General features: G+C 63.5%; 23 protein-coding genes. 21 read left to right on the forward strand and 2 right to left on the reverse strand.

The features are described 5' to 3' along the window. Positions 1-47 precede the first annotated feature (47 nt). Entirely contained in the window at positions 48-1,151 is a 1,104-nt protein-coding gene (locus tag CIW53_RS16550; RefSeq protein ID WP_277949645.1) for a DMT family transporter, read from the forward strand. Between the two features lie 286 nt (positions 1,152-1,437). Here the strand turns inward: CIW53_RS16550 and CIW53_RS16555 are convergent, their stop codons facing one another. Continuing rightward, positions 1,438-2,424, reverse strand: coding sequence for an SOS response-associated peptidase family protein (locus CIW53_RS16555; RefSeq protein WP_149365819.1), 987 nt, complete (start codon positions 2,422-2,424; stop codon positions 1,438-1,440). Positions 2,425-2,687: 263 nt separating this feature from the next. Here CIW53_RS16555 and lexA point away from each other — a divergent pair, with 263 nt between their 5' ends. The 9 genes from lexA (at position 2,688) to CIW53_RS16600 (ending at position 15,209) form a co-directional block, all read left to right on the forward strand. Next, complete coding sequence (gene lexA / locus CIW53_RS16560) at positions 2,688-3,308, forward strand: transcriptional repressor LexA (RefSeq protein ID WP_149365820.1); 621 nt, start codon at positions 2,688-2,690, stop codon at positions 3,306-3,308. Further along, on the forward strand, positions 3,308-3,928 hold the full coding sequence (gene imuA, locus CIW53_RS16565; RefSeq protein WP_149365821.1) for a translesion DNA synthesis-associated protein ImuA: 621 nt from the start codon (positions 3,308-3,310) through the stop codon (positions 3,926-3,928). Before lexA ends, imuA begins: the two co-directional genes overlap by 1 nt. A gap of 12 nt (positions 3,929-3,940) precedes the next feature. After that, complete coding sequence (locus tag CIW53_RS16570) at positions 3,941-5,344, forward strand: DNA polymerase Y family protein (RefSeq protein ID WP_149365822.1); 1,404 nt, start codon at positions 3,941-3,943, stop codon at positions 5,342-5,344. After that, on the forward strand, positions 5,341-8,394 hold the full coding sequence (locus CIW53_RS16575) for an error-prone DNA polymerase (RefSeq protein WP_149365823.1): 3,054 nt from the start codon (positions 5,341-5,343) through the stop codon (positions 8,392-8,394). Before CIW53_RS16570 ends, CIW53_RS16575 begins: the two co-directional genes overlap by 4 nt. Before the next feature lie 220 nt (positions 8,395-8,614). Then, positions 8,615-9,031, forward strand: coding sequence for a hypothetical protein (locus tag CIW53_RS16580; RefSeq protein ID WP_149365824.1), 417 nt, complete (start codon positions 8,615-8,617; stop codon positions 9,029-9,031). A 69-nt stretch (positions 9,032-9,100) separates the two neighbouring features. After that, positions 9,101-10,393, forward strand: coding sequence for a TolC family protein (locus CIW53_RS16585; protein ID WP_149365825.1), 1,293 nt, complete (start codon positions 9,101-9,103; stop codon positions 10,391-10,393). Further along, positions 10,390-11,682, forward strand: coding sequence for an efflux RND transporter periplasmic adaptor subunit (locus CIW53_RS16590; protein WP_149365826.1), 1,293 nt, complete (start codon positions 10,390-10,392; stop codon positions 11,680-11,682). Before CIW53_RS16585 ends, CIW53_RS16590 begins: the two co-directional genes overlap by 4 nt. Next, positions 11,679-14,855, forward strand: a complete 3,177-nt coding sequence (locus tag CIW53_RS16595) for a CusA/CzcA family heavy metal efflux RND transporter (RefSeq protein WP_149365827.1) — start codon at positions 11,679-11,681, stop codon at positions 14,853-14,855. The genes CIW53_RS16590 and CIW53_RS16595 overlap by 4 nt, the downstream gene beginning before the upstream one ends. Positions 14,856-14,858: 3 nt before the next feature. Next, on the forward strand, positions 14,859-15,209 hold the full coding sequence (locus tag CIW53_RS16600) for a copper-binding protein (protein WP_149365828.1): 351 nt from the start codon (positions 14,859-14,861) through the stop codon (positions 15,207-15,209). A gap of 144 nt (positions 15,210-15,353) precedes the next feature. On the opposite strand, the gene merR is transcribed toward CIW53_RS16600, so the two are convergent. After that, positions 15,354-15,761: an Hg(II)-responsive transcriptional regulator gene (gene merR / locus CIW53_RS16605; RefSeq protein WP_149365829.1), complete on the reverse strand. Its 408-nt coding sequence runs from the start codon at positions 15,759-15,761 to the stop codon at positions 15,354-15,356. A gap of 69 nt (positions 15,762-15,830) precedes the next feature. Here merR and merC point away from each other — a divergent pair, with 69 nt between their 5' ends. The 11 genes from merC to CIW53_RS16665 all read left to right on the forward strand — a co-directional run bounded on the left by merC (position 15,831) and on the right by CIW53_RS16665 (position 24,261). Further along, a complete protein-coding gene (gene merC, locus CIW53_RS16610; protein ID WP_149365830.1) occupies positions 15,831-16,253 on the forward strand; it encodes an organomercurial transporter MerC in 423 nt (140 codons plus the stop codon). A gap of 69 nt (positions 16,254-16,322) precedes the next feature. Beyond that, positions 16,323-16,538, forward strand: a complete 216-nt coding sequence (locus CIW53_RS16615) for a GDCCVxC domain-containing (seleno)protein (protein ID WP_149365831.1) — start codon at positions 16,323-16,325, stop codon at positions 16,536-16,538. Between the two features lie 675 nt (positions 16,539-17,213). Continuing rightward, entirely contained in the window at positions 17,214-18,437 is a 1,224-nt protein-coding gene (locus CIW53_RS16625) for an integrase arm-type DNA-binding domain-containing protein (protein ID WP_149365832.1), read from the forward strand. Between the two features lie 99 nt (positions 18,438-18,536). Then, positions 18,537-19,343 (forward strand): hypothetical protein, encoded by an 807-nt coding sequence (locus CIW53_RS16630; RefSeq protein WP_149365833.1) that lies wholly within the window; start codon positions 18,537-18,539, stop codon positions 19,341-19,343. 99 nt (positions 19,344-19,442) lie between these two features. Further along, complete coding sequence (locus tag CIW53_RS16635) at positions 19,443-19,670, forward strand: AlpA family phage regulatory protein (protein WP_149365834.1); 228 nt, start codon at positions 19,443-19,445, stop codon at positions 19,668-19,670. 77 nt (positions 19,671-19,747) lie between these two features. Beyond that, positions 19,748-20,071 (forward strand): CHC2 zinc finger domain-containing protein, encoded by a 324-nt coding sequence (locus CIW53_RS16640; RefSeq protein ID WP_172969711.1) that lies wholly within the window; start codon positions 19,748-19,750, stop codon positions 20,069-20,071. Continuing rightward, positions 20,068-22,182 carry a YfjI family protein gene (locus CIW53_RS16645; protein ID WP_149365836.1) on the forward strand — a complete coding sequence of 705 codons (2,115 nt, stop codon included), beginning with the start codon at positions 20,068-20,070 and terminating at the stop codon, positions 22,180-22,182. The genes CIW53_RS16640 and CIW53_RS16645 overlap by 4 nt, the downstream gene beginning before the upstream one ends. After that, on the forward strand, positions 22,179-22,853 hold the full coding sequence (locus CIW53_RS16650) for a hypothetical protein (RefSeq protein WP_149365837.1): 675 nt from the start codon (positions 22,179-22,181) through the stop codon (positions 22,851-22,853). The genes CIW53_RS16645 and CIW53_RS16650 overlap by 4 nt, the downstream gene beginning before the upstream one ends. Further along, complete coding sequence (locus CIW53_RS16655; RefSeq protein ID WP_149365838.1) at positions 22,840-23,526, forward strand: hypothetical protein; 687 nt, start codon at positions 22,840-22,842, stop codon at positions 23,524-23,526. The genes CIW53_RS16650 and CIW53_RS16655 overlap by 14 nt, the downstream gene beginning before the upstream one ends. Before the next feature lie 121 nt (positions 23,527-23,647). Continuing rightward, on the forward strand, positions 23,648-23,974 hold the full coding sequence (locus CIW53_RS16660) for a hypothetical protein (protein ID WP_197736688.1): 327 nt from the start codon (positions 23,648-23,650) through the stop codon (positions 23,972-23,974). Between the two features lie 83 nt (positions 23,975-24,057). Beyond that, entirely contained in the window at positions 24,058-24,261 is a 204-nt protein-coding gene (locus CIW53_RS16665; RefSeq protein WP_149365839.1) for a hypothetical protein, read from the forward strand. Positions 24,262-24,468 lie beyond the last annotated feature (207 nt).

Consider the following 24,468-nt stretch of genomic DNA (forward strand, 5'->3'; position numbering starts at 1 on the left):
CCACCAACGGCCCAATCAGGCAGTGACCCCGAAGCTGGCAATGCCGCATGCGTGCGCACTATCCGGCGCATGCGTACCATGCGGTGATGACTTCTCCCGATCGCGGACAACGGCGGGGCATCGTCCAGGCGCTGGCGGCGGCAGCGCTGTTCGGGCTCAGTACCCCGCTGGCGAAAACCCTGCTGGGCACCGTGCCGCCGGTACTGCTCGCCGGGCTGCTGTACGCCGGGTCGGGGATCGGCCTGTCGCTGTGGTTGCTGCTGCGCCGGCTGCGGGGACAGGCGCCCCCGGAAGCGCCGCTCGCACGCAAGGACGTGCGCTGGTTGGGCGGCGCCGTGTTGTTCGGCGGCGTGCTGGGTCCGCTCCTGCTGATGACCGGTCTGGCCCATACGCAGGCCTCGGCTGCTTCGCTGCTGCTGAATCTCGAAAGCGTGCTGACCGCCGTGCTGGCCTGGGTGGTGTTTCGCGAAAATGTCGACCGACGGGTGCTGCTGGGCATGCTGGCCATCGTCGTCGGCAGCGTGCTGCTGTCGTGGCAGCGTCCGGTCGGCGGTGTGCCGTGGGGCGCGCTGGCGATCGCCGGCGCCTGCCTGTGCTGGGCGATCGACAACAACCTGACCCGGCCGGTGTCCGGCGGCGACCCGGTGCAGATCGCCGCCATAAAGGGCGGCGTGGCCGGTCTGATCAACGTGGTGGTCGCGCTGGCGATGGGCTACCGGTTTCCTGGCGCGTGGCCCTTGCTGGCCACCGGCCTGCTCGGCTTCGTCGGCTACGGCCTCAGCCTAGTGCTGTTCGTGCTCGCGCTGCGCGCACTCGGCACGGCGCGCACCGGCGCCTACTTCTCGACGGCACCCTTCGTCGGCGCGGCGCTCTCGCTGCTGCTGTTTCCCGAACACCCGGCGCTCACGTTCTGGCTGGCTGGCGGGTTGATGGGCGTGGGCGTGTGTTTGCACGTCAGCGAACGCCACGAGCACCAGCACCGCCACAAGGCCATGGCGCACGACCATCGCCATTACCACGACGCGCACCACGAGCACACGCACGACTTTCCGTGGGATGGCAAGGAACCGCATACCCATCCGCATACGCATGAACCCATGGTCCACAGCCACCCGCACTACCCGGATCTGCACCATCGCCACGACCATTAGCCGGCGGCTTTAGCTGCTGATGAAGGACCTTATCTCGCTGGTCTCTGCACGGGTATCCCACAATGACCGCTCTTGGCCGATTCCAGCCGGTGGCCGCGCTGGTCAGGAGGCCGATGCGCTGATCATGATCGATCGATACTACTGATCAACTTCATCGTCGCGCGCAAACGGACGCACGCCGTGTCGTCCGGAAGTCGCCTTCATCTAGGTGATCGTTCACGGCGCCGGCGATGGCGACATCCAGGCTGGCCCAGCGCGCCCTCCCGATGGTTGCGGTCCCGGAGCATCAGGTTTCCAGCTTCGCCAGTTGATGCTCATAGAACGGTCGCACACGCCGGTCGAGGATGGCGTAAAGGTTTGGGAGGTCATTCGGATTCGGGTCAAGCCACGCGTCGATGTCGTCCTCGTGGATCGGAACGGGACACCGATCGTGACCTGCCTCGACGACTTCCAGGGGCGGATCGTCGGTGATGGCTGCGAATGTGTAGAAGCCTGGATCGTCGCCGGTAGCCTCGACATAGGTCCACAGACAGGCCACAAAGAGATTTTCACGGGTCGCTGGCGTGAACAGGATTTCGACGCTCTGCTCGCGCTCCCCTGGCACTAGCTGCCGCCCCTGCAAGTTGTGGAGGTAAACGCTTTCGTAGAATCGGTCGATAACCATGATTCCGTGTTGGTGGCCGAAAACCTTGCGCCACACCGTAGACAGCTTGTCTCGCCGTGCGTTGTATGTGCCGGGCTTCTCTATCTCGTCGGCTTCCGTCCAGCCAGGCAAGCGGCACCGGTAGCGCATGGGCACCACGGAGCGTTCGCCCGTATCCGGGTCACGAATCATCACCGGGGCGAAGTAGCCCGGCCAGATCCGGTCGATGCCATCAGCCGGCGCGGGCGAGGCCATGTCGTCGAGTTTCTTCTTGCCGGCGTCAATCTTGTTGGTCGCAACGCGGCGATCGTTCTCGGCTTTCTTCGTCGGTTTGGCGGATGCCAACTTGGCGTTGGCCTCGACCAGGCGCGCTTCCTGAACCCCTATCTCGGCAGCGATCAGGGCGATCGCTTCCGCGTCAGCCTCGCGAGCCATCTCGATGGTGCCGACGTCCAGCAAACCGCTCGTGGCATCGATCATGGCCCGGCGCATGGCCTTCGGCACGACCTTCACCCAGGTGCCCTTTTTCTTCGTCCAGCCGGCGAGCTTGGTGAATTCCTTGATATTGAGCTTGCCGCCGAAGCGTTCGTATTTTCGGAAGTCAGCCCAGATTTGCGCGCTGTAGCACATGGGATTCCCCACCCCAGGAGTTGGCGGACAAGATACCGGTAAGTTTCACGGACGACATGTGACGAGCCAGTACGCCGTCGGACGGAAGCAGTTGATCTCGAACCTATCTCAGGTCATGAGATCGGTTCGGTTGACGCTGATGTTGAAACCACCCCTCGACACGGGATGCGGTTTCCGGTCTAACCCCTTGATCCGTTTCGGGTGGTTCCGAGGGGCTTTTTTCTTTCTTTTCTTTCACCTATTTTGGTGAAACTATGCGAGCCATGACGATCCAGATCACCAGCCGCCAAGCGAACGTCCTCGCTTTCATCCGCGCGCGGATTGAGCGCGATGGTCAGGCGCCCACGCTTGAGGAAATCGGCGAGGCATTGGGCATTGCGAACGTGAGCGCCGTGCTCAAACACGTGCGATCGCTGGAGGCGAAGGGCCGACTGACCATCGAACCGAACCGCGCCCGCAGCATCCGGCTCGTGCGTGAGTCCGATCCCATGGACGCGGACGCGTTGGAGTTGCCGCTGATTGGTCGCATTGCGGCGGGTGAACCGCTGTTTTCGGAAGCACGCGTGGACCGCAGCCTGCGGGTGTCCCGATCGCTGTTTCGACTGAGGCCGGATTACCTGGTGAAAGTGGTTGGCGATTCGATGCGCGACGAAGGCATCCTCGATGGCGACTTGGTGGCGGTGCACGCCACCCCGGTGGCCCGGCACGGCCAGGTCGTCGCCGCCCGTGTACGGGGCAACGAATTCACCATCAAGCGCCTGCACTGGAAAGGCGATGTGATTCGCCTGATGCCCAACAGTCCCGGTTTCAAACCCATCGATGTGGATCCGACCGAAGACTTTGCCATTGAAGGTCTCTTCGCAGGCCTCTTGCGAGGCAGCTGATGGGAGCAGTCGTGGCCCTCTCTTCCTTGCTCGACGCTCGGCAGGTCTGGCGGGGTCGCGCTGCGCCCATTCCGGCAGGCGATCAACCCACCGGGTGGCCCGAGCTCGATGCTGTGTTGCCTTCGGGTGGCTGGCCGGATGCCTCGCTGTCCGAGGTGCTGTCGGCAAGTGACGGCACCGGTGAGCTGCGCCTGGTGTTGCCCACGGTCAAACGTCTGACCGGCGGCAAGCGGCCGGTGGTGCTGATCGCCCCACCGTATGCGCCATGCGTTGCCGGCTGGCGACAGGCAGGCGTGCATATGGGGCGTGTGCAGATCGTGCGCACCGTGGAAAAGGATGCCCTCTGGGCAGCCGAGCAGTGCTTGCGGTCGGGCAGCTGCACGGCTGTGCTGCTCTGGCCGCACCACGCCGATGATCGCGCACTGCGTCGATTGCAGGTGGCCGCCGACACCGGCAAAGCGCTGGGGATCGTGTTCCGCGATCGCCAACACGTCGGCCATGCCTCACCGGCCGCTCTGCGCCTGGAAGTCGAGCCGACCCCGGGACAGGTTTGGGTGCGCAAATGTCGCGGTGGGGCAGTGCCGAGCCACGCCATCCCTTTCCCCGCGCTCGCGCATTGATGGTCCGCCACGATGCTTTGGGCTTGTATTTTGCTGCCACACCTGGCGCTGGACGGAGTCCTCCGGCGCCGGCCCACCGAGGGTCCGCTGGTGCTGGTCAGTGGCCCGGCCAACGCGCGCACGATCGTCTCGGCCAATCCCGCCGCCCGTGAAGCCGGCTTGCGCGTGGGCCAGAAGCTCGCTGCCGCGCAAGCGTTGCTGGCGCAATTCGAAGCGGTGCCTTACGACCAAGCCGCGGTCGATCGCTGGCACCGCTTCCTGGCCGCAGTGGCGTATCGGTATAGCGGCGAAGTGTCGCTGCTGCCGCACGCCATCGTCCTGGAAGTGAGCAAGAGCATGGGCCTGTTCGGCCCGTGGCCGCGGTTTGAACGGCTGCTGCGCGCCGACCTCACCGCGCTCGGTTTTGCCCATCGCATCACGGCCGCGCCCACACCCCATGCCGCTTATGTGCTCGCTGGAGTCGGCGACGGGCAAGCGGTGCTTGATGACCAAACCTTGCGCGGGGCGCTGCGAACGGTGCCGATCCAGCGTGCCCGGCTACCGGAGCGGGCCAGTGAGGTGTTGCCGAGCATGGGCGTGCGCACGCTGGGCCAGTTGATGGCCTTGCCCCGCGATGGCCTGCGTCGACGCTTTGGGGCGGAGCTTCTGGCGACGATGGATCGACTGAGTGGCGCGCTGCCCTCAGGCTTGGACACCTACCGGCCACCGGACGTGTTCGACCTGAAAATTGAACTCACCCACGAAGTGGAAAACGTCGCCTCGCTTATCTTCCCCTTACGCCGGATGACGGGCGACCTGGCCGCGTATCTGGCTGGGCGCGATGGCGGCGTGCAGCGCTTCGTATTGCACCTGGAACACCGCGAGCACCGGGTGACCGATGTGGTCGTGGGCTTGCTGTCGCCCGAGCGCGACGCCGGCATGCTGTTCGAGCTGGCCCGCGGCCGGTTGGAACCGGTCCAGCTGACCGAACCCGTGCTCGGCATGCGCCTGGTCGCACGGGACCTGCCTGCGTTCGTGCCCGGGGGCACCGACCTGTTCGATGAGCGGCCCGCCAACGCGTTGCCGTTCGAACAGCTGCGCGAACGCTTGCGGGCCAGACTGGGTGACGATGCCGTGTATCAGCTCGGCAGCACGACCGACCCGCGGCCCGAACGGGCGCAAAGCCCGGAAGGGCTGACCGAAGGCCCCGAGGAAGTGCACCCGCGGCCCACGTGGCTACTGGAACGGCCCATCCCGCTACGTGGACCGGCGCCGATGATCCTGACCGGTCCCGAGCGGTTGGAAACCGGCTGGTGGGATGGCGCCGAGGTGTGCCGGGATTACTACGTGGTCCAGACCTCGCTGGGTCAGCAGGCGTGGGCGTTCTGCCCACCGGACGAGCAGAGCGGCTGGATGATCCAGGGGTGGTTCGCGTGAGCTACGCCGAACTCCATTGCCTCTCGAATTTCTCGTTTGGCCGGGGCGCATCCAGCGCGAAGGAGCTGTTCCAGCGGGCGAAGGCCTGCGGCTATACGGCGCTGGCGATCACCGATGAGTGTTCGCTGGCCGGCATCGTGCGCGCACTGGAAGCGTCGCGCGAGGCCGGCGTGCCGCTGATCGTGGGGGCGGAGTTTCAACTTGAGGATGGGCCGAAGTTCGTTGTGCTCTGCGAAACCAAGGCCGGCTACACCGCCGTGTGCGGTCTGATCACCACGGGGAGGCGCGCCTCGGAAAAGGGCACTTACAAACTGACGCGCGCCGACGTGCGCGATGGCTTGCCCGGCACACTGGTGCTCTGGATCCCCGAGCGCGAACCGAACCGCGAACATGGGCGGTGGATCTACGACACGTTCGGCGATCGTGCGTGGCTCACGGTGGAACTGCACCTCGGCCCGAACGATGCGCGGCGGTTACGCGAACTGACCGCCCTGGGGCAGTCGCTGGGTTTGCCTTTGGTTGCGAGTGGCGACGTGCACATGCACATCCGCCGACGGTTGGCGCTGCAGCACACGCTCACGGCGATCCACCACCGCGTGCCGATCACGGAAGCCGGTGGGCTGATCTTCCGCAATGGCGAACGCCATCTGCGGAAAATCGAGGCGCTGACGAAGCTTTATCCCGAAGCGTTGCTGGTGGAGACCACGCGCATCGCCGCCCGCTGCACGTTCACCCTCGATGAGTTGCGCTACCACTACCCCAGCGAGCTGGTGCCCGAAGGTCACACCGGGGCGACCTGGTTGCGTGAGCTCACGGAGCAAGGCGCGGGTTGGCGCTATCCCGAGGGTGTGCCCGACAAGGTGCGAAAACAGCTTGAACACGAACTGGCCCTGATTGCTCAGCTGTCCTACGAGCCGTATTTTCTGACGGTCCACGACATCGTTCGCTTTGCGCGAAGCCGCGGCATCCTCTGCCAAGGCCGGGGGTCGGCGGCCAATTCGTCGGTGTGTTTCGTGCTCGGCGTGACGGAGGTGGACCCGGCGAAGATGAACCTGCTGGTCGAGCGTTTCATCTCGGTGGAGCGCAACGAGCCGCCGGACATTGATATCGACTTCGAGCACGAACGGCGCGAAGAAGTCATCCAGTATCTCTACACGAAATATGGCCGAGAGCGTGCCGCTCTGGCGGCAACCGTCATCTGTTACCGCGGCAAGAGTGCGGTCCGCGACGTGGCGAAAGCGCTGGGTCTTCCCGCTGAACAAGTGGACCTGTTGGCGAAGGTGTTTTCCTGGTGGGACGGAGTGACCCCACTCCACGAATGTTTGCGTGAGCGCGGATTCGACCCGGACAGTGCCGTGATCAAACGCGTCATGAAGCTCACCGCGGAGATCCTGGACATGCCGCGTCACTTGTCCCAGCACGTGGGCGGTTTCGTCATTTGTAATGAGCCGCTGAGCGAGCTGGTGCCCGTCGAGAATGCGGCCATGCCAGACCGGACGATCATCCAGTGGGACAAGGATGACCTCGACACAATGAATCTCTTGAAAGTTGATTGCCTGGCTTTGGGGATGCTCACGTGTGTGCAGAAATGCCTGGACATCTTGCGAAGCCAGCGCGGCCGGGATTACTCCATGGCGACCTTGCCCTCTGAGGATCCGGCGACCTACGAAATGATCCAGCGCGCCGACACCGTGGGCGTGTTTCAGATCGAGTCCCGGGCGCAGATGTCGATGTTGCCGCGACATCGGCCTGAGAATTTTTATGACCTCGTGATCCAGGTGGCAATCGTGCGACCCGGCCCGATCCAAGGCGACATGATTCACCCCTACCTTCGCCGTCGGCGCAAGGAGGAGCCGGTGGTGTATCCCTCCGAAGAACTGAAATCAGTCTTCGAACGCACGTTGGGCGTGCCGCTGTTTCAAGAGCAGGTCATGAAGCTGGCAATGATCGCCGCCGGCTACACGCCTGGAGAAGCCGACACGCTGAGGCGTGACATGGCCGCGTGGAAACGCCGAGGCGGGATGGAAAAGCACCGCGACCGCATCACCGAGGGCATGCTCGCGCGTGGCTATTCGATCGAGTTTGCTCTGCAATTGTTCGAGCAGATCAAGGGCTTCGGTTCCTACGGCTTCCCGGAGAGCCACGCCGCCAGCTTCGCCGGCATCGTGTATGCCTCCTGCTGGCTGAAATGCCATGAGCCGGCCGCCTTCGCCTGCGCGTTGCTCAACAGTCAGCCCATGGGGTTCTACGCGCCTTCGCAAATCGTGCAGGACGCGCGACGCCACGGCATCACCGTGCTGCCGGTCGATGTGCAGTGGAGCGATTGGGACAACAGGCTGGTCGGGGAAGACATCCGTCTGGGCTTGCGCCAAGTGCGCGGCTTTGGCGAAGAAGCCGCCAAGCGGATCATGGCCGCCCGAGCGGTGCGGCCGTTCCGCGACATCGCGGACGTGTGCGCCCGTGGGCAGGTGGACAAGCGCCACCAGGACCTGCTCGCGCAGGCCGCCGCCTTGCGCGGGTTGTCCGACCACCGCCATCACGCCCACTGGGAAGTGGCCGGTGTGGAAAAGCAGCTGCCGCTGTTCGGCAACGTCAGTCCGGCCGAAGGGGCGGTCATTCTGCCCATCCCGTCACAAGCGGAAGACACATTGGCCGACTACGCTCGGCTGGGCCTCACGCTGGGCAAGCATCCGCTGGCACAGATCCGCGATCGCTTGCGCGCGGCCAAGTGCACCGACTCCAAGACCCTGCGCACGCGTCGGCACAACAGCTTTTCGCGAGTGGCTGGCCTAGTGACCTTGCGCCAGCGCCCGCAGACGGCCAGTGGCGTCACGTTCCTGACGATGGAAGACGAGCACGGCCTGGTCAACGTCATCGTGTGGCGCGACGTGGCCGATCGACAACGCCAGGTGTTGCTTGAGGCCAAGCTTCTTGGCGTCGATGGCAGGTGGGAAATGCTCGACGGCGTGCAGCATCTAGTGGCCGCGCGCTTGCTCGACATGACGTCTATGCTCGGCGAGCTAGACGTGCGATCGAGAGATTTTCACTGACGCCGCTTATCGCATTCAGGTTCAATCAGCGGCAACCTTCAGCAGCGCCGAGGCGCGAAAAGCACATCGGCCGAGGGCTGGGCCCTGCGCTATCGGGGTAAGGGACGGCCGCTTCCGACCCATTTCTGCCCTTCGGGGGACCAATGAATCGGCGACACAACTTGACCTATGTCTGCCACTTGACTGGACCCACCTCCAGCTGAGCTAAGATAACCTCGTCATGCTCAAGCGCCTCCATATCAGCCGTCGTCGTCGCGTCCTTTGGACGGGGATTGTGTTGTTTTGCCTGTTGTTCCAACAACTGGCCATGGCCGCCTACGCCTGCACGTTGCCAACGGTACCGGCAGACATCGTTATGACGGGCGATTGTGCGGGCATGGATATGAGCTCTACGGCGAAGGCGCCGACTTCACATCACATGAGCACGGACCCACGGTGTGCCGAGCACTGCGCCAGCAATACCGTGTCGACGCATGATGCAAACCTGCCGACGGTTCCTCCCCTCCCGCTCGCCTCCGTATCACTTTCATTGCTGGGAACCATCGCGCACGCACCTCATCAGGTCGCGTTGCCAAACACCGCCTTGCATCGCCCCGATCCACCACCCACCTTGCGGTTCTGTTCCCTGTTGATTTAGCCCCCGATCGTTAGCCGTTCATCGGCCGTGTGCGCACGGCTGTGTGTTGGTTTTCGATTGGAGCTCAACATGTTTCCCCGTCTCTTTGCTGTTCGCGCCACTTCGGCGCGATATGCGCGTTGGTTGCCGCTGGCTGCCGCGTTGCTTTTCGTTTCCCCGGTATGGGCGGATGACTCCGCCGTGCTGACGCTCGATGCAGCCTTACATCAGGCGGTCGAACGCGCACCCGTCCTGGATGCACGTCGCGCTCAGTCAGAATCGGCTCGGCAGGAAGCCGCCCGTGCGGGTGCCTTGCCCGATCCGCAGCTCACCACTGGAATCGACAATCTGGATGTCCAGGGACCGGGGGCGCTTACGGCCGGCGGTGACACCATGACCATGCGCACCATCGGCATCAGCCAGGTGTTGCCTTCACGCAGCAAGCGTCAGGCCGAACGGGCCATAGGCAACGCCAATGCGGATTTAGCTGCGTCGTCGGAAGTGGCGACCGCCTTGTCGATCCAGGAACAAGTGGCCGATGCCTGGATCACCGCGTGGGGTGCGCACCACGAAGCCATGATGCTGCGGTCCTTGCGTCAAGCGTGGGCGCAAGACGTGGCCATAGCGAAAGCACGACTGCGTGGCGGTACCGGCAGCGCAGCGGAGGTGCTCGCCGTTCGCATGAACTCTCTCGACTTGGAAAATCGCATTGATGCAGCCAATGCGCGCGAGGCTCAAGCTCGCGCGAAGCTCGCGCGCTGGCTGGGTTCACCGGCCGACCAAGCGCTGGCTGATGCACCGGACTTTGCCGTTCTGCCGCATGACGAAGCAGACTTGCTGGCCAGTCTCGATCGTCAGGGCAATCTGCTGGGGTGGCCGGCCCGCGAACAGGCCGCCGAGGCAGCGCTTGCTGAAGCGCGCGCCGACAAGCATCCCGAATGGAGCGTGGGCCTGAGCTACGGCTCCCGTGTGCGCGGCTTGTCCGACATGGTGTCCTTGCAGGTCGGCGTGAGCCTGCCGCTGTTCACCCGCAACCGGCAGGATCGGGGCATTTCGGCCCGTGCGGCCGACCTGGATGCGGTTCGCGACGAGCACGATGACGCCCGCCGTCAGCAGACCGGGGCCATCCAGTCCGCCTGGGCGCAATGGCAATCACTGGGCCAGCAAGTACGTCGGCACCGCGATGAGTTGCTCCCACTGGCTAATGACCGCGTGGCCTTGGCGCTCGCTGCGTATCGCGGAGGCGGTGACATCCAGCCCTTGCTGGATGCCCGCCGCGATGAGATTGCCCACCACACCGACTATGCCCGTATGCAAGCGGAGTACGGCCGTGCCTGGGCGGCACTGGCCTATCTGTTACCCACTTCGGAGACGACGCCATGAAGCGCGCACTGATGATGTTCACCACAGCGTTGCTCGCGGTCGTGCTGCTGCTGATCGGCTATCTCGGCGGCCGCCATCATTCACTGTCGTCGCAATCGCAAAACAATACTGCCGCATCCCCGCCGGAGGGTGGCGGTAAAAAAGTCCTGTACTGGTACGACACGATGGTGCCTCAGCAGCACTTCGACAAACCGGGGTTGTCCCCGATGGGCATGCAAATGGTGCCCAAATATGCCGACGAAGGCGCCACGAAGGATGTGGTCCGGATCGATCCGGCGACCGTGCAAAACCTGGGTGTAAGAACCGCCACCGTCGAGCGCCGCGTATTGGCATCCGCGATCCAGGTGCCGGGCACGGTCACGTGGGATTTGCGGCAGGCGACCACGGTCAGTGCGCGGGTCGATGCGGTCATTGCCAAGCTCGACGTGCGTGCGCCGTATACGACGGTCGCCGCCGGCGCGCCCCTGGCTGAGCTACTGGCTCCGCAATGGAACAGCGCACTGGCCGAATACGGTGCGCTTCAGCAGGCGCAGTCGGCCGACGCGAAGGACTTGCGCGCCGCCTCGCGGGAACGCCTGCAGGTACTGGGCCTGACGTCCACAGATATTCAGTCGTCGCGTCATGGCTCAGGTGCGGCGATCACCTTGCATGCGCCGCAGGCCGGCATCGTCACGACACTGGACGTGCGTGAAGGCCAGCGGGTCAGTGCGGGCCAGACGCTGATGACCTTGAACGGCCTGTCCACTGTGTGGATCGAAGCGGCACTCCCGCAAGCAGCGGCCGGCGCGGTGCGAAACGGCACGCCGGTCACCGTCACGGTGGATGCGCTGCCGGGCCGCGCGTTTCACGGCACCGTGGAGACCTTGCTACCGGATATCGACCCGATGACGCGCACACAGCGTGCGCGCATCGTGCTCGCCAATCCCGATGGCGCCTTGAGCCCAGGCATGTTCGCCACCGTGCAGCTCAACCCAGCGCAAGGCGAAGCCGTGCCGGTGGTGCCGGATGACGCGCTGATCGCCACGGGCAGCCAGACACGGGTGATCGTCGCTGAGAAGGATGGACACTTTCAGGCGGTCGCCGTGCATGCGGGGCGTTCGGCCGGGGGCTACACCGAAATACGCAACGGTCTCGCGGGCGGCGAAAAGGTCGTGGTTTCGGGCCAGTTCCTGATTGATTCCGAAGCAAGTCTGTCGGGTGCGCTGGAACGGTTGAACAGTGACGTCACACGGCCGACGCCAGCGACGAGTGCACCGATGTCAGGCATGCACATGGAGGACGGGCAATGATCGGCGCCCTCATTCGTGCCGCGATTACGTATCGCGTTTTCGTGTTGTTGGCTGCGCTGGTCCTCGCGCTGGCTGGTGTGTTCGCGGCGCTGCACACACCGGTCGACGCATTACCGGATCTGTCGGACACCCAGGTAATCATCCGTACCAGCTATCCGGGCCAGTCGCCACAGGTGGTCGAGGATCAGGTCACCTATCCGCTGGCGACCACCATGCTGTCGGTACCCGGCGCCAAGGTCGTTCGTGGCTATTCGTTCTTCGGCGACTCCTACGTCTACGTGCTGTTCGACGACAGCACGGATCTGTATTGGGCGCGCTCACGCGTGCTGGAGTATCTCAGCCAGGTGCGCGGCAGTCTGCCCGCCGATGTCACGCCATCGCTGGGTCCGGACGCAACGGGGTTGGGCTGGGTCTACGAATACGCCCTGGTCGATCGCACCGGCCAGCACGACCTCGGCCAACTGCGCGCATTGCAGGACTGGTTCCTGCGCTTTCAGTTGAAGACGGTGCCGGATGTCGCGGAGGTGGCCAGCATCGGTGGCATGGAGCGCGCGTGGCAGATCGTGCCCGATCCGCAGGCATTGGCAGCGCGCGGTATCACCGTGGCGCAGTTGGTCGAGGCGGTCCGCTCCGCCAACGGCGCCAACGGTGGCTCGGTGATCGAGCAAGGCGAGGCGGAGCTGATGGTGCGCAGCGAGGGTTATCTGAAAAGCCGCGAGGGCTTCGAAACCGTGCCAATCACCACCAATGTCGGCGGCGTGCCGGTGCTGCTGCGCGATGTGGCCACAGTACGCCGTGGTCCGACGTTTCGCCGTGGCGTCGCCGAACTGGATGGCCAGGGTGAGGTCGCCGGTGGCGTGATCGTGCTGCGTACTAGCAAGAACGCCAAGGCTGCCATTGCCGCGGTCAAGGCCAAGCTGGCCGAGCTCAAGCGCAGCCTGCCGCCCGGTGTCGAGATCGTGCCGACCTATGATCGCTCGCAGCTGATCGACGCGGCGGTGGAGAACGTCTGGAGCAAGCTGCTGGAAGAGTTCCTGGTGGTTGCACTGGTCTGCGTGCTGTTCCTGGGCCACCTGCGCTCGGCGCTGGTGGCGGTCATCACGCTGCCGTTAGGCGTACTGGCCGCTTTCATCGTGATGGACCTGCAAGGCGTGTCGGCGAACCTGATGTCGCTGGGCGGCATCGCGATCGCGATTGGTGCGATGGTCGATGCGGCGATCGTGATGATCGAGAACACGCACAAACATCTGGAACATTGGCGCGAGGCAAACGACGGACGGGAACCGCTGGGCGCGGAGCGATGGTCGCTGATCGCCGAGTCCGCTGCCGAAGTGGGACCGGCGTTGTTCGTAAGCCTGCTGATCATCGCGCTGTCGTTCGTGCCGGTATTTGCGCTGCAAGGACAGGAAGGCAAGCTGTTCAAACCGCTGGCCTTCACCAAGACCTATGCGATGGCCGCCGCCGCGGGACTGGCGGTGACGCTGGTGCCGGTGCTGATGGGTTACCTGGTACGTGGTCGCATTCGTGCCGAACGCGACAACCCGCTCAATCGCGGCTTGATGCGGGGCTATCGGCCGATCCTCGAAGCCGTGTTGCGTCATTCGAAGGTGGTGTTGGTGTTGGCTGGTTTGCTGCTGCTCACCGCGCTCATTCCACTGAGCCGACTCGGCAGCGAGTTCATGCCGGCGATGGACGAAGGGACGCTGCTGTACATGCCCACGGCGCTACCGGGTTTGTCAGCCGGCAAGGCATCGCAGTTGCTGCAGTTGACTGATCGCATGATCAAGACCGTGCCAGAGGTCGCACATGTGTTCGGCAAGGCGGGACGTGCCGAAACTGCCACCGACCCGGCGCCGCTGGAGATGTTCGAGACCACCATCACCTTCAAGCCGAAGGACCAGTGGCGGCCTGGCATGACCATGGACAAGATCAAGGCGGAGCTGGACAAGGCCGTGCAAGTGCCGGGGCTGACGAACCTGTTCGTACCACCGATCCGCAACCGCATCGACATGCTGTCCACCGGCATCAAGAGCCCTATTGGCATCAAGGTCCTGGGCACCGACCTGACCACGATGCAGGCCGTGGCCGATCGCATCGAAACAGTGGCGAAGACGGTGCCCGGTGTCAGTTCGGCGATTGCCGAGCGTCCGACCAGCGGCCGCTATGTCGATGTGGCGATCCGCCGTGACGCTGCTGCACGCTACGGGCTGACCCAGCAGCGCGTGCAACAACTGATCGCGACCGTCGTCGGCGGTGATCCGATCGGGCAGACCGTCGAGGGACGCGAACGCTACCCCATAGTGGTGCGCTACCCACGTGCCGAGCGTGATTCGATCCAGGCGCTGCAGCAGTTGCCGATCGTCGCCGCGAACGGTGCACAGATCACGCTGGGTCAGATCGCCGACATCGCCGTTGAGGCAGGACCATCCATGCTGAAAAGCGAGGACGGCCAGTTGGCGACGTATGTCTACGTTGATACGGCCGGCAGTGATCTGGGCACGGTGGTGGCCAACCTGCAACGGGCGGTGGCGCAGCAAATCACATTGCCGCCGGGTACCACTGTGGCCTGGTCGGGCCAGTTCGAATATCTGGCCAGTGCCATGCAACGACTCAAACTGGTGGTGCCGATCGCGCTGGTGATTATTTTTCTTCTGATCTACGCCGTGTTCCGGCGTGTGAGCGAGGCGCTGCTGATCATGGCCAGCGTGCCGCTGGCCCTGGTCGGTGGCCTGTGGTTGATCTGGCTACTTGGTCACGCGGTATCAGTGGCTACGATCATCGGCTTCATCGCGCTGGCCGGCGTCGCCGCTGAATTCGGCGTGGTGATGCTGTTGTATCTGCGCCAGGCATGGGATCACCAACTTGCCTTGAATCCGCACGCCGACGTTGATGAACTTGATGCGGCCATCCGCGAGGGGGCTGTGCAGCGCGTGCGGCCGAAGGCGATGACCGTTGCCGTGATCCTCGCTGGTCTGTTCCCGATCCTGCTCGGCCACGGTGCCGGCTCGGAAGTCATGCAGCGCATTGCTGCACCGATGATCGGCGGCATGCTCACGGCACCCCTGCTGTCCATGCTGGTCATTCCCGCCGCATTTCGTCTGCTGATCTTGCACCGATTACGTCGGACCGATCGGACGACCACCGCTTTTCACACCAACCCACAAGGAAACTGATTTATGAAGAAGCACTTCATTACCCTCGCCTTAGCCTGCACTCCGTTGGTCGCTCCCGCCTTCGTGGCAGCCCAGCAGATGGACCCCAACATGCCGGGCATGGCCGGTATGCACGACACCCAACCCGCTAACGCGCAGGGCGTGGGCGTGGTCAAGGCGATCGATACGACCAAGGGCACCATCACGCTACAGCATGAGGCGATAGCTGCGATCGGCTGGCCGGCGATGACAATGACCTTCAAGGCCGACCCGCCGGCGCTGTTGCAGAAGGTGAGAGTCGGCGACAAGGTTCAATTCACCCTGCATCCGGCCGGCATGGCCAGCACGGTGACGGCGATCCATCCGGCCCGTTAACAGACACCATCGCCGCTGGCCCCCACTGTTTAGGGCCGCCGGTGGTCGTGAAGGCGGTGCAGCCACGCACGTTATGGTGCGCGTGGCCGCATATGTTGCGGTTGTCGTCTTCGGAGAGCGACCATGAAATGGTTTGCTGCCACTTCAACAGGCATGCAACGAGGCGATCAGCGGGCAGGATATGCTGCGCCGACGCGCACCGCATTGTTCGACAAGCGCAGCGAGGGCCGTCTCCATCCGCGTGAGGTCGGCCAGCCGGTTGCGTACATCAGCCAACCGCAGCGCGGCCAGACCGGCCGCTTCCGTGCAATGGGTGCCGTCCTCCAGCTGCAGCAGCTGCGCCACCTCATCGAGGCTGAACCCCAAGCGCTGCGCGGATTTCACGAACTTCACCCGTGCTACCTCCGTGTTTCCGTAGCGACGAATGCCGCCCGGTGGACGGGCGGGCTCCGCCACCAGGCGCCTTCGCTGGTAGAAGCGGATCGTCTCGACATTGACCCCGGCTGCCTTGGCGAAGGCGCCGATGGAAAACGTATCCTGCGTATATGGCATGAGCTTGACTCCGTACTTGACTACGGGAATACCTTAGACCACCGGCATCCCGCGCGAAAGGAGAACCCCATGTCCCTGCTTACCCGGTTGGCCGACAAGGCCGGACTGATTGGCAGTGTCGTCTCGGCGGCGGCCTGTGTGAATTGCTTTCCCGCCTTGGCCAGCCTCGGTGCGGTGATCGGGCTGGGCGTGCTGAGCCCGTATGAAGGCCTGTTCATCCGCATCCTGCTGCCGGCGTTTGCCGCCATCGCGCTGCTCGCCAACGCGCTAGGCTGGCTCAGCCATCGACAGTGGCCGCGTGCCGCGCTCGGTATGCTCGGCCCGCTGCTGGTACTGGTGGCGGTATTTGTGATGCGGGCCAGTGGCCATCGCACCGGATGGCTGCTCTATCCGGGTCTGCTGCTGATGGTGGCGATATCCATCCGCGATCTGCTTGCGCCAGCACCCAGCGCGTCCTGCCGAACGGCCAGCGATACCGTGGATGCCCACTGAATCGCCCCGATAGAAAAGGGGCCCGCGAAGATTTCTCCGACATTTCACCCCATTTCTCCGACGAAACGCATGACAACTGAACTCATTCTGCAAAGCACGCTGACCTGCCCGCATTGCGGTCATCAGGTCGTCGAGACCATGCCGACCGATGCCTGCCAGTTCTTCTACGACTGCGTGAGTTGCGGTGAACTGCTTCGACCGAAAGTGGGTGACTGCTGCGTGTTTTGCTCCTACGGCACGGTGCCGTGTCCACCGATCCAGCAACAGAAATCCTGCTGCGGATAGCGGTAGCCGAATCTTGTCCGTCAAGCTGTTGGGGCGTTGACTCTGCTCCGCGATCTGGTGGTCGCCGCTATCCAGATGCTCAGGGTGGCGAACCCAAAGACGGCAAACGCTCCCACCATGTCTCCTGGGTAATGCACGCCCAGGTAGATGCGCGCCCATGCCATCGGCAGACCAAGCAGTGCGATACCCGATTGTTCGAACGTCCGCTCTTGGCCGATTTCGGACGCTAGGGCAGGGCGATTATTGCTTTTTATCGGGGTGGGGGCGTTGGTTGGACAGGAGGCGGGACGTGTCTCAAGCCGTGCCGGTTCGATGCCCGAACACGGACTCACATTCTTCCCTGTAGCCTGATCTTCGATACCGAGGCGAGCTCGCTGGGCAGCGCTTCGTTTTTGGGTACAAGCGTGGGTACAAATACCGCCTCGGCGTAATGTATTACTATTGTGCTCAATAAGTTAAGTATTGTATCGGGTCTCCTCTTGGCACCATTACACCGTTTGAGGACGTCCGATAGAGTCCAAAAAACACAACAAAACCCGCAACTTGCGGGTTTTTTTGTGCCCGTAGCGTCCAATTGCGTCCAGCCGTGTGCAGTGGAATACCCCCACAAGTGGGGGTAGAGTTGGGGGTATGGGCAGCAAAGGCGCTGCCGGCCAGCAAGGGATACCCCCAATCATGCCCCTGTCAGACGTTGCCATCCGCAAGGCCAAGCCAGCCGCCAAGCCGTACAAGATGGCGGACGGTCGCGGGCTGTTTCTGCTGGTGAACCCGACCGGCTCCAAGCTGTGGCGTTGGAAGTACCGACTGACCGGGCGCGAGAAACTGCTGGCGTTAGGCGCGTACCCGGACGTTTCCCTGATCGCTGCCCGCGATGCCTGCACGGACGCCCGCAAGCTGCTGGCGAACGGCACCGACCCCGGCGAGGTGCGCAAGGCGGTCAAGGCCGAACGGATCGAGGCGGCAGCGGTGGCGTCCGATACCTTCGAGGCGGTCGCACGCGAATGGATGGCACGGCAAGACGTGGCCGAAGTGACGGCCAACAAGACCCGCTGGATTCTGGAAACCTTCCTGTTCCCTGAAATCGGTAGCCGACCCATTGCCGAGGTTACGGCGCGCGAGTTGCTGGACGCGCTGCGCAAGGTCGAGGAAAGCGGCAGGCTGGAAAGCGCCAAGCGTGCCAAGATCAAGGCCGGGCAGGTATTCCGCTACGCCATGCTGGAGGGCAAGACGAACACCGACCCGACCGCCAGCCTGCGCGGCGCACTCAAGCCCCCCAGCGGCAAACACCATGCCGCCGTGACCGATCCGGCGCGCATGGGGGAGCTGTTGCGGGCTATTGATGGCTTCACCGGGCAACCCGTGACGCTGGGCGCGCTGAAACTGGCGCCGCTGGTCTTCGTGCGGCCCGGCGAGCTGCGCCACGCGGAATGGGCCGAGTTTGATCTGGACGGCGCTATCTGGCGCATTCCCGGCGAGAAAATGAAGATGAAGGCCGCGCACCTTGTACCGCTGTCCAGTCAGGCCGTGGCGATCCTGCGCGAGCTGCACGCCTTCACTGGCGGCGATCGCTATGTATTTCCCGGCCTGCGCACGGCATCCCGTCCCATGTCGGAAAACACCGTGAACGCCGCGCTGCGGCGGCTGGGCTATTCCGGCGATGAAATGACCGGGCACGGCTTCCGCAGCATGGCCGCAACCCGGCTAAACGAAATGGGCTGGAACGCCGACGCCATCGAGCGCCAGCTGGCGCATGCCGAGTCGAACAAGGTGCGCGAGGCATACACGCACGCGGCGCAATATCTGGACGAGCGTACCCGCATGATGCAGGCATGGGCCGACTATCTGGACGGACTGCGCGCAGGTGGCAAAGTAATTGCGATCAATCGCAAGGTAAGCTGATCGACAACCGTTGAACGCTGCGCCTAGGACGGCCATCCGAAAACCGGGCACCTTCCCCGGCTGGCGCGGCACCTTTTGAAGGGCGCAGGGGTGTGCGCGATGGACTTTCTAGTTGGCGAGCGCGTTCTGCCTGTGCACGTTATCAGCGTGCGGCTGGCAGCTACGATTTTCGCTTTTGAGCTTGGTGAGTGGAATGGGGTGCAAATACCCGAATCTGAGTTTGAGCCATTCTTGGAACCGTCGACGGACAAAGAGCTAGAGCCCCCTGCGACGAATCCGCATTCTTGGGAACGGCTAAAACTCACCGGTGCAATGTGCCGCGCACGGGACGCAATCGAATCTCTGCTCTTTCGATCCATTGACGCTGGACAACTGCCCATATTGAACGAACGCCGCGACCTAACCGGCGCGCTGGTATCTTCCGAAACGCTGCTGGACGTGGATAAGGCGCGCGATTGGGCGGAAATATACGGACTGGAAATCGGCGATTTTTTTGCTAATTACGTCGATGATGAAGCCGAGATAGCACTGTCCGCACTGTCACGCATCAACGATGATCGCGCACGCTTGGCAGCACCCGATGAACACGCGAAAATTGTGAAGCGAGCTGCGGGTATGGATCCGAATCACGTCGTAGAGCTGCTGCTCGAAAATGAGAGGTTGCGAGCGCGCGAGCGCGACCGCGAGCGGCCAGACATGTCACTGGACAGTCGCCAACGCACCACACTCCTAGTGATAATCGGTGCGCTAGCCGATGCCGCGAATCTTGAACTGAGCCAGCACAACAAGGCCGGCGAAACCGTCGCTGCAATGTTGGATTCGAAGGGGGTGAAAGTATCCGGCCGCACCATCGGCGAACACTTGAAAGCAGTCCGCGAAGCAATGGACAGCCGCAAGGTGAAATAGCTTCCGCTGCAATAGCAGCGATGCTGACCGCAATAGCAGCATCGCCGCGTCAGTCATTCCGATGATTGCCTCGTTCCTAAACGACGAGGCTAAATCGCAATGCACAAACTCCCCGAAACGGGCTACATCCGACTGGCCGCGATTGTCGGCAAACCTGCCACTGACACCGCGCCAGCGATCCCCGCCATCTTCCCCGTCTGCCGGTCGACGTGGTGGGCGGGTGTCAAAGCCGGCCGCTACCCGCAGCCCGTCAAATTGGGCGAACGCATCACCGCGTGGCGTGTTGAAGATATCCGCGCCTTGATCGAACAGGGGCACGCGGCATGATCCGGCATCCCAGAAACACGAACGCCCCCGCTGGCAGGCAAGGGGCGAGTATCGAGCGCAAGGGCAACCCGGCTTATGTGGCTTCCCTTTCGGCATTGTACGGCAGCGCCAAGCCGGCACGCATTCCCGGCAACTGGCGCGACCGCATGCCCGATCCCGCCGCGTACTACGGCCAGCACGTCGCCAAGCTGGGCAAGCCGAACGGCACCGGCTGGGCGCAAGGCGTCTGCCCCTTCCATGACGATCACAACAAAAGCCTGAGCGTCTGTATCACTGGCGAGCGTGGCGGCTGGCGTTGCTTTGCCGGTTGCGGCGGTGGCGATCTTGTCGGCTTCCATTCCCGCTTGCGTGGCCTGGACTTCCGGGCAGCGGTGCGCGATCTGCTGGGCGGTGGCGCATGAACGCCGTGCTGAAGGTCGAGACCCCGAAACAAGCGGCGGCGCGTCTGGCTGCTGGTGCATTGCGCGAGGGATACAAGCCGCAAGCCTTGCACGTCTATGCCGACGCCAGCGGCGATCCGGTTTACTGGCGCATCCGCTGCAAGCATCCCGACACCGGCGACAAGTGGGTTAGGCCGATGTGCTGGAATGGCACCGGCTACGCGATAGGCGAGCCGCCAACGCCAGCGGAAGGAAAGCCGCTGTATCGCCTGCCCGAGCTGTTGGCCGCTGATCCTGCTGCGCTGGTGCTGATCGTCGAGGGCGAATGGTGCGCGGACACCTTAACAAAACTCAACATGCTCGCCACGACGTCCGGCAGTGCGGCCAGCGCCAGCGGTGCGGACTGGACACCCCTGCGCGGCCGTCACTGCCTTCTGTGGCCCGACCACGACGCACCGGGCAGCAAGTATGCCGACGAAGTGGCGGCGATCCTGTGCGCGCTGGATTGCGACGTGGAAGTTATCGACGTTGAACCGCTGGGATTGCCCGACAAGGGCGACGCCGTGAACTGGCTGGCAGTGCACCCGGACGCTACGGCAGCGGACGTGCTGGCGCTGCCGAGGTTGGCCGCGTGCGTTGAAAAACAAACATCGGAAATCAAAGGGAGCGGCGAAGCGTTCGCCAGCGCACCGGAGCCGCTACGCCGTCCGCTGCCGCCCGCGTTGGAATACCCGCTAGATGCGCTCGGCTCGCTACTGGGTGACGCGGCAAGGCGCATCCATGCCGTTGTGCAAGCGCCAGCCGGTCTATGCGGTCAATCCATCTTGGCGGCGGCATCGCTGGCGGTGCAATCACATGCGGACGTGTCCATCTCAGGCAGCGTGGAACCGCTGAGCTTGTGGCACGTATCCATCGGTGCATCCGGCGAACGAAAGAGCGCGGCCGATCATTGGGCACTGTCCGCACACGTCGAGTTTGAACGCGAACAGGCAGAGGCTTGGCGGCTGGCGATGGTGGCGCATGAAATCGAAATGAGCGCGTGGAAAGCGGCGGAACGAATCGCGACGCAATCGAAAAAGGGGCACGGCGCGGAGGCGATCCGCAAGGCGTTGCAGGATTTGGGCGCGCCACCTGAAGTGCCATTGCTGCCGTGGTTGCTGCTGAGCGAGCCGACGATGGAAGGGCTGCACAAGGCGTATCAATACGGCCGTCCCGGCATCGGTTTGTTCAATGACGATGCGGGCGACTTTCTGGGCGGCCACGCCATGAACCGGGACAACCGCACCAAGTCCGCAGCGAGCTTTTCCAAGTTATGGGACAACGGCCGCTTTGACCGCGTGCGCGCGGGCGATGGTGCGGCAAAGTACTACGGTCGACGGCTGGCGCTGCATTTGATGGTGCAACCGATCATTGCCGAGTCGGTGCTGTCCGATGATGTGCTGACCGGGCAAGGCTTCCTTGCGCGCTGCCTGCTGGCGTGGCCCGCGTCGACCATCGGCACCCGCGAATATCAAGACGTCGACCTGAGCCACGATCCCGAGCTTGCCCGTTACTGGCAACGCATGCGCGATCTGCTGGAGGTGGCGGCACCGCTGCGACAAGGCACCCGCAACGAATTGCAGCCGCGGTTACTGACACTGGCCGCGGACGCTATGGCGTATTGGGTCGACGTCAAGAATGCGATTGAACAGGCCATGCGCGGCGACTATGCCGGCATCCATGCATGGGCGAGCAAGGGCGGCTCTCAAGTGGCGCGCATCGCGGGCGTGCTGACACTTGCAGAGAACCCAGACGCGGGCGTGATCCATCGTGATGCTATCGAACGCGCTACGGCGCTCGCCATGTATCACTTGGACGAAGCAGCGCGGATCGTGGGCACGGCCAGCGCACCGGCACCGATCAAGCATGCCGAGCTGCTGCGCGCGTGGTGTTGGGAGACGGGGCGCACGCTGCTGTATTCCAGCGATGCACTGCGCAATGGCCCGAACCCGATACGCACGGGGGAAGCGTTCAACGCCGCTGCCGAGTTATTGGAGTCCACGAGCTGGGCGGTATGGATCGAGGGCGGCGCGGAACTGGACGGCAAACACCGGGCGCGCGTCTGGCGCATCCGGGCGGAGAGTGACCAATGAACGCACTGGCCGAGTTACGAAAACGCGCAAGCACCCCTGCGAATCCCGCGAATCCTGCGAATCAGGGGCGGCAAAGGGCGGTCGATTCGCAGGATTCGCAAGATTCGCAACGGGTCGAGGTGAAAAGTCATTTTTTGCCAACGGCACTATCGGTGCTATCGGCACCCGTTGCTGATGCACTGAAACCGATACGCGCGCACCTGCTGGCGCTGGCTGCTGCCGAGGGAATCGACGCGGCACACGTTCACCGGCTGCATGATCTGGACGTTGCCGCCTGCGTCAGTCTGGACGCGCTCCAGCTTGCCGGCTATCTGGCGATGCTGGCCGATACTGCCGGACGTCATGCCGGACGCGCGCCGGCTGGCGACACCGCGGCGATGCACTGCGAACAGTGCGGCCCGGTCTGGATACACCCCGACATTGCGGCGGTGTTGCCCGTGGTCGACGGCTGGCCGCGTGCGCTGGGCTGCCCGTGGTGTTTCGTGCGCAAGGCAGGCGGCCACATCCCACGTCCATCCGTGACATGTGAGGGCTGCGCGCACTTCACTCCGGACACGATCAATCCAGCGGCCGGCATGGGCACCTGCGGCGCTGGCATGGGCATGCACTGGCCGATCACGCGGCACGCGTGCGGCACTCACTCCACAAGGAAACCCCATGAAGAAGCCTAACCCGCCAGCGGTAGCATCGAAGTCCAACACTTTGCAGGTTGCGGCGGAACCGGCCAAATCACGCGAGGCGCAAATAGCAGGTGTGGCAACCGCCGCCAGCGTGCCCGCCGCCATGGTCATCACCCAATTTTCCAAGGGTCTAATCAGTGATGTTTCGCTGGGTGACGTTATCAGCTCGCTGAGTGAGCATGCAGGCAAGATCAAAGGGGGCGACCTGGGCCGCATCGAGGCGATGCTGGGAGGGCAGGCTGCCGCACTCAATACGATGTTTGCCGAGCTGGCGCGACGCGGCGCGGTAAATATGGGCGAGTACATCGGCGCGGCGGAAACCTATCTGAAGCTCGCCCTTCGCGCGCAAAGCCAATGCCGCGCCACGCTTGAAACATTGGCCGCGATCAAAAGCCCGCCTGTCGTGTTCGCCAAGCAAGCCAACATCGCGCACGGGCCACAACAAGTGAACAACGATTCCGCAGCCATCGCGCGCGCGGAGGAAATCGAAAATCAGCCAAGCAAACTAATGGAGCACGATCATGGGCAACGGCTGGACACCGGAACGGCGGCAGCAGCAAGCGGCAGCAATCAAGCAATGGAGGCCGTGGGAGCGATCCAGCGGCCCGCGAACGGTCGAAGGAAAGGCAGCGTCAAGCCGCAATGCATGGAAGGGCGGACATAGGCCATTGTTTCGTGCGATCGCTGAGGCACTGCGTGGCCAGCGGGAGTGGCTGGACGAAGTGGGCGACTGAGTAGCACTATCCGTAAATGCTCGCCGGACGTGAGCGGACAAGGGGTAAGGGATGAAGCGGATAGCTTTCGCACTTAGCATGCTTTTATTGGCGGGATGCGCGGAAAACTCCGGCGTGGTGAAGATAGGGCCGAACGCCTACATGGTGACGCGTCAAGCGGCCACAGGCTTTACTGGTGAGGGCACGCTCACGGCCGATGCTGTGCGGCAAGCTAACGCCTACTGCGCACAAGAAGCGAAAGTCGTGCAGGTGACCCGCACTCAAGAGGCGCAGCCGCCCTACATTTTGGGTAACTTCCCGCGAACGGAAGTGGATTTCATGTGCGTAGACGCGCAAAAAGAAGCCAAACGGCCATTGGAATCAGAGGGCGTGAAATGAAACGAGCAATTCTAGTGGTCGCGACGCTTAGCCTTGGCGCATGCGTAAGCGGCGGCCCCGTGTCCACGGGGCATGGCGCCTACATGCTGACAAAAAAAAGCATGGGCTGCGGCTTCACGGGTGGCGACGGGGCCAAGGCTGACCTTCTGCGCGAGGCAAATGCATTTTGCGCCAAGCAAGGAAAGGAAATCGAGACACTCGATGCTGCTGCTAAAAATGGAGTTCCCTTTGTTCGCTGCGCCAGTGCCGAGGTGGACTTTCGGTGCGTGGCACCGGGCGCGCCATAAACCCCGCCTGGACGAGTGGGCTTTGACTGGCAGACGGTGCGATCTGCGACGGGCACTGTTTGAGTGCCCTGCGAGTATTGCCCGATTGGGCTAGGAGTCGGGCAGCAGCCGTCCCAGCATGTCAGGTGATCGGATGACCGGCCCTTTGGGAGTTTCTGGACGCATCCGCGCGCGCGGCCAGGTTTGGGCTGACCCGCGCATGCACTT

Origin of the sequence: Rhodanobacter sp. T12-5 (assembly GCF_008329435.1) — a bacterium.
Lineage (GTDB): Bacteria > Pseudomonadota > Gammaproteobacteria > Xanthomonadales > Rhodanobacteraceae > Rhodanobacter.

Excerpts from the sequence above, each read along its gene's own strand:
- CIW53_RS16550 (WP_277949645.1), top strand. The coding sequence starts at position 48 with ATGCGTGCGCACTATCCGGCGCATGCGTACCATGCGGTGATGACTTCT.
- CIW53_RS16555 (WP_149365819.1), bottom strand. The coding sequence starts at position 2,424 with ATGTGCTACAGCGCGCAAATCTGGGCTGACTTCCGAAAATACGAACGC.
- lexA (WP_149365820.1), top strand. The coding sequence starts at position 2,688 with ATGACGATCCAGATCACCAGCCGCCAAGCGAACGTCCTCGCTTTCATC.
- imuA (WP_149365821.1), top strand. The coding sequence starts at position 3,308 with ATGGGAGCAGTCGTGGCCCTCTCTTCCTTGCTCGACGCTCGGCAGGTC.
- CIW53_RS16570 (WP_149365822.1), top strand. The coding sequence starts at position 3,941 with ATGCTTTGGGCTTGTATTTTGCTGCCACACCTGGCGCTGGACGGAGTC.
- CIW53_RS16580 (WP_149365824.1), top strand. The coding sequence starts at position 8,615 with ATGCTCAAGCGCCTCCATATCAGCCGTCGTCGTCGCGTCCTTTGGACG.
- CIW53_RS16585 (WP_149365825.1), top strand. The coding sequence starts at position 9,101 with ATGTTTCCCCGTCTCTTTGCTGTTCGCGCCACTTCGGCGCGATATGCG.
- CIW53_RS16590 (WP_149365826.1), top strand. The coding sequence starts at position 10,390 with ATGAAGCGCGCACTGATGATGTTCACCACAGCGTTGCTCGCGGTCGTG.
- CIW53_RS16595 (WP_149365827.1), top strand. The coding sequence starts at position 11,679 with ATGATCGGCGCCCTCATTCGTGCCGCGATTACGTATCGCGTTTTCGTG.
- CIW53_RS16600 (WP_149365828.1), top strand. The coding sequence starts at position 14,859 with ATGAAGAAGCACTTCATTACCCTCGCCTTAGCCTGCACTCCGTTGGTC.
- merR (WP_149365829.1), bottom strand. The coding sequence starts at position 15,761 with ATGCCATATACGCAGGATACGTTTTCCATCGGCGCCTTCGCCAAGGCA.
- merC (WP_149365830.1), top strand. The coding sequence starts at position 15,831 with ATGTCCCTGCTTACCCGGTTGGCCGACAAGGCCGGACTGATTGGCAGT.
- CIW53_RS16615 (WP_149365831.1), top strand. The coding sequence starts at position 16,323 with ATGACAACTGAACTCATTCTGCAAAGCACGCTGACCTGCCCGCATTGC.
- CIW53_RS16625 (WP_149365832.1), top strand. The coding sequence starts at position 17,214 with ATGCCCCTGTCAGACGTTGCCATCCGCAAGGCCAAGCCAGCCGCCAAG.
- CIW53_RS16630 (WP_149365833.1), top strand. The coding sequence starts at position 18,537 with ATGGACTTTCTAGTTGGCGAGCGCGTTCTGCCTGTGCACGTTATCAGC.
- CIW53_RS16635 (WP_149365834.1), top strand. The coding sequence starts at position 19,443 with ATGCACAAACTCCCCGAAACGGGCTACATCCGACTGGCCGCGATTGTC.
- CIW53_RS16645 (WP_149365836.1), top strand. The coding sequence starts at position 20,068 with ATGAACGCCGTGCTGAAGGTCGAGACCCCGAAACAAGCGGCGGCGCGT.
- CIW53_RS16650 (WP_149365837.1), top strand. The coding sequence starts at position 22,179 with ATGAACGCACTGGCCGAGTTACGAAAACGCGCAAGCACCCCTGCGAAT.
- CIW53_RS16655 (WP_149365838.1), top strand. The coding sequence starts at position 22,840 with ATGAAGAAGCCTAACCCGCCAGCGGTAGCATCGAAGTCCAACACTTTG.
- CIW53_RS16660 (WP_197736688.1), top strand. The coding sequence starts at position 23,648 with ATGAAGCGGATAGCTTTCGCACTTAGCATGCTTTTATTGGCGGGATGC.
- CIW53_RS16665 (WP_149365839.1), top strand. The coding sequence starts at position 24,058 with ATGCTGACAAAAAAAAGCATGGGCTGCGGCTTCACGGGTGGCGACGGG.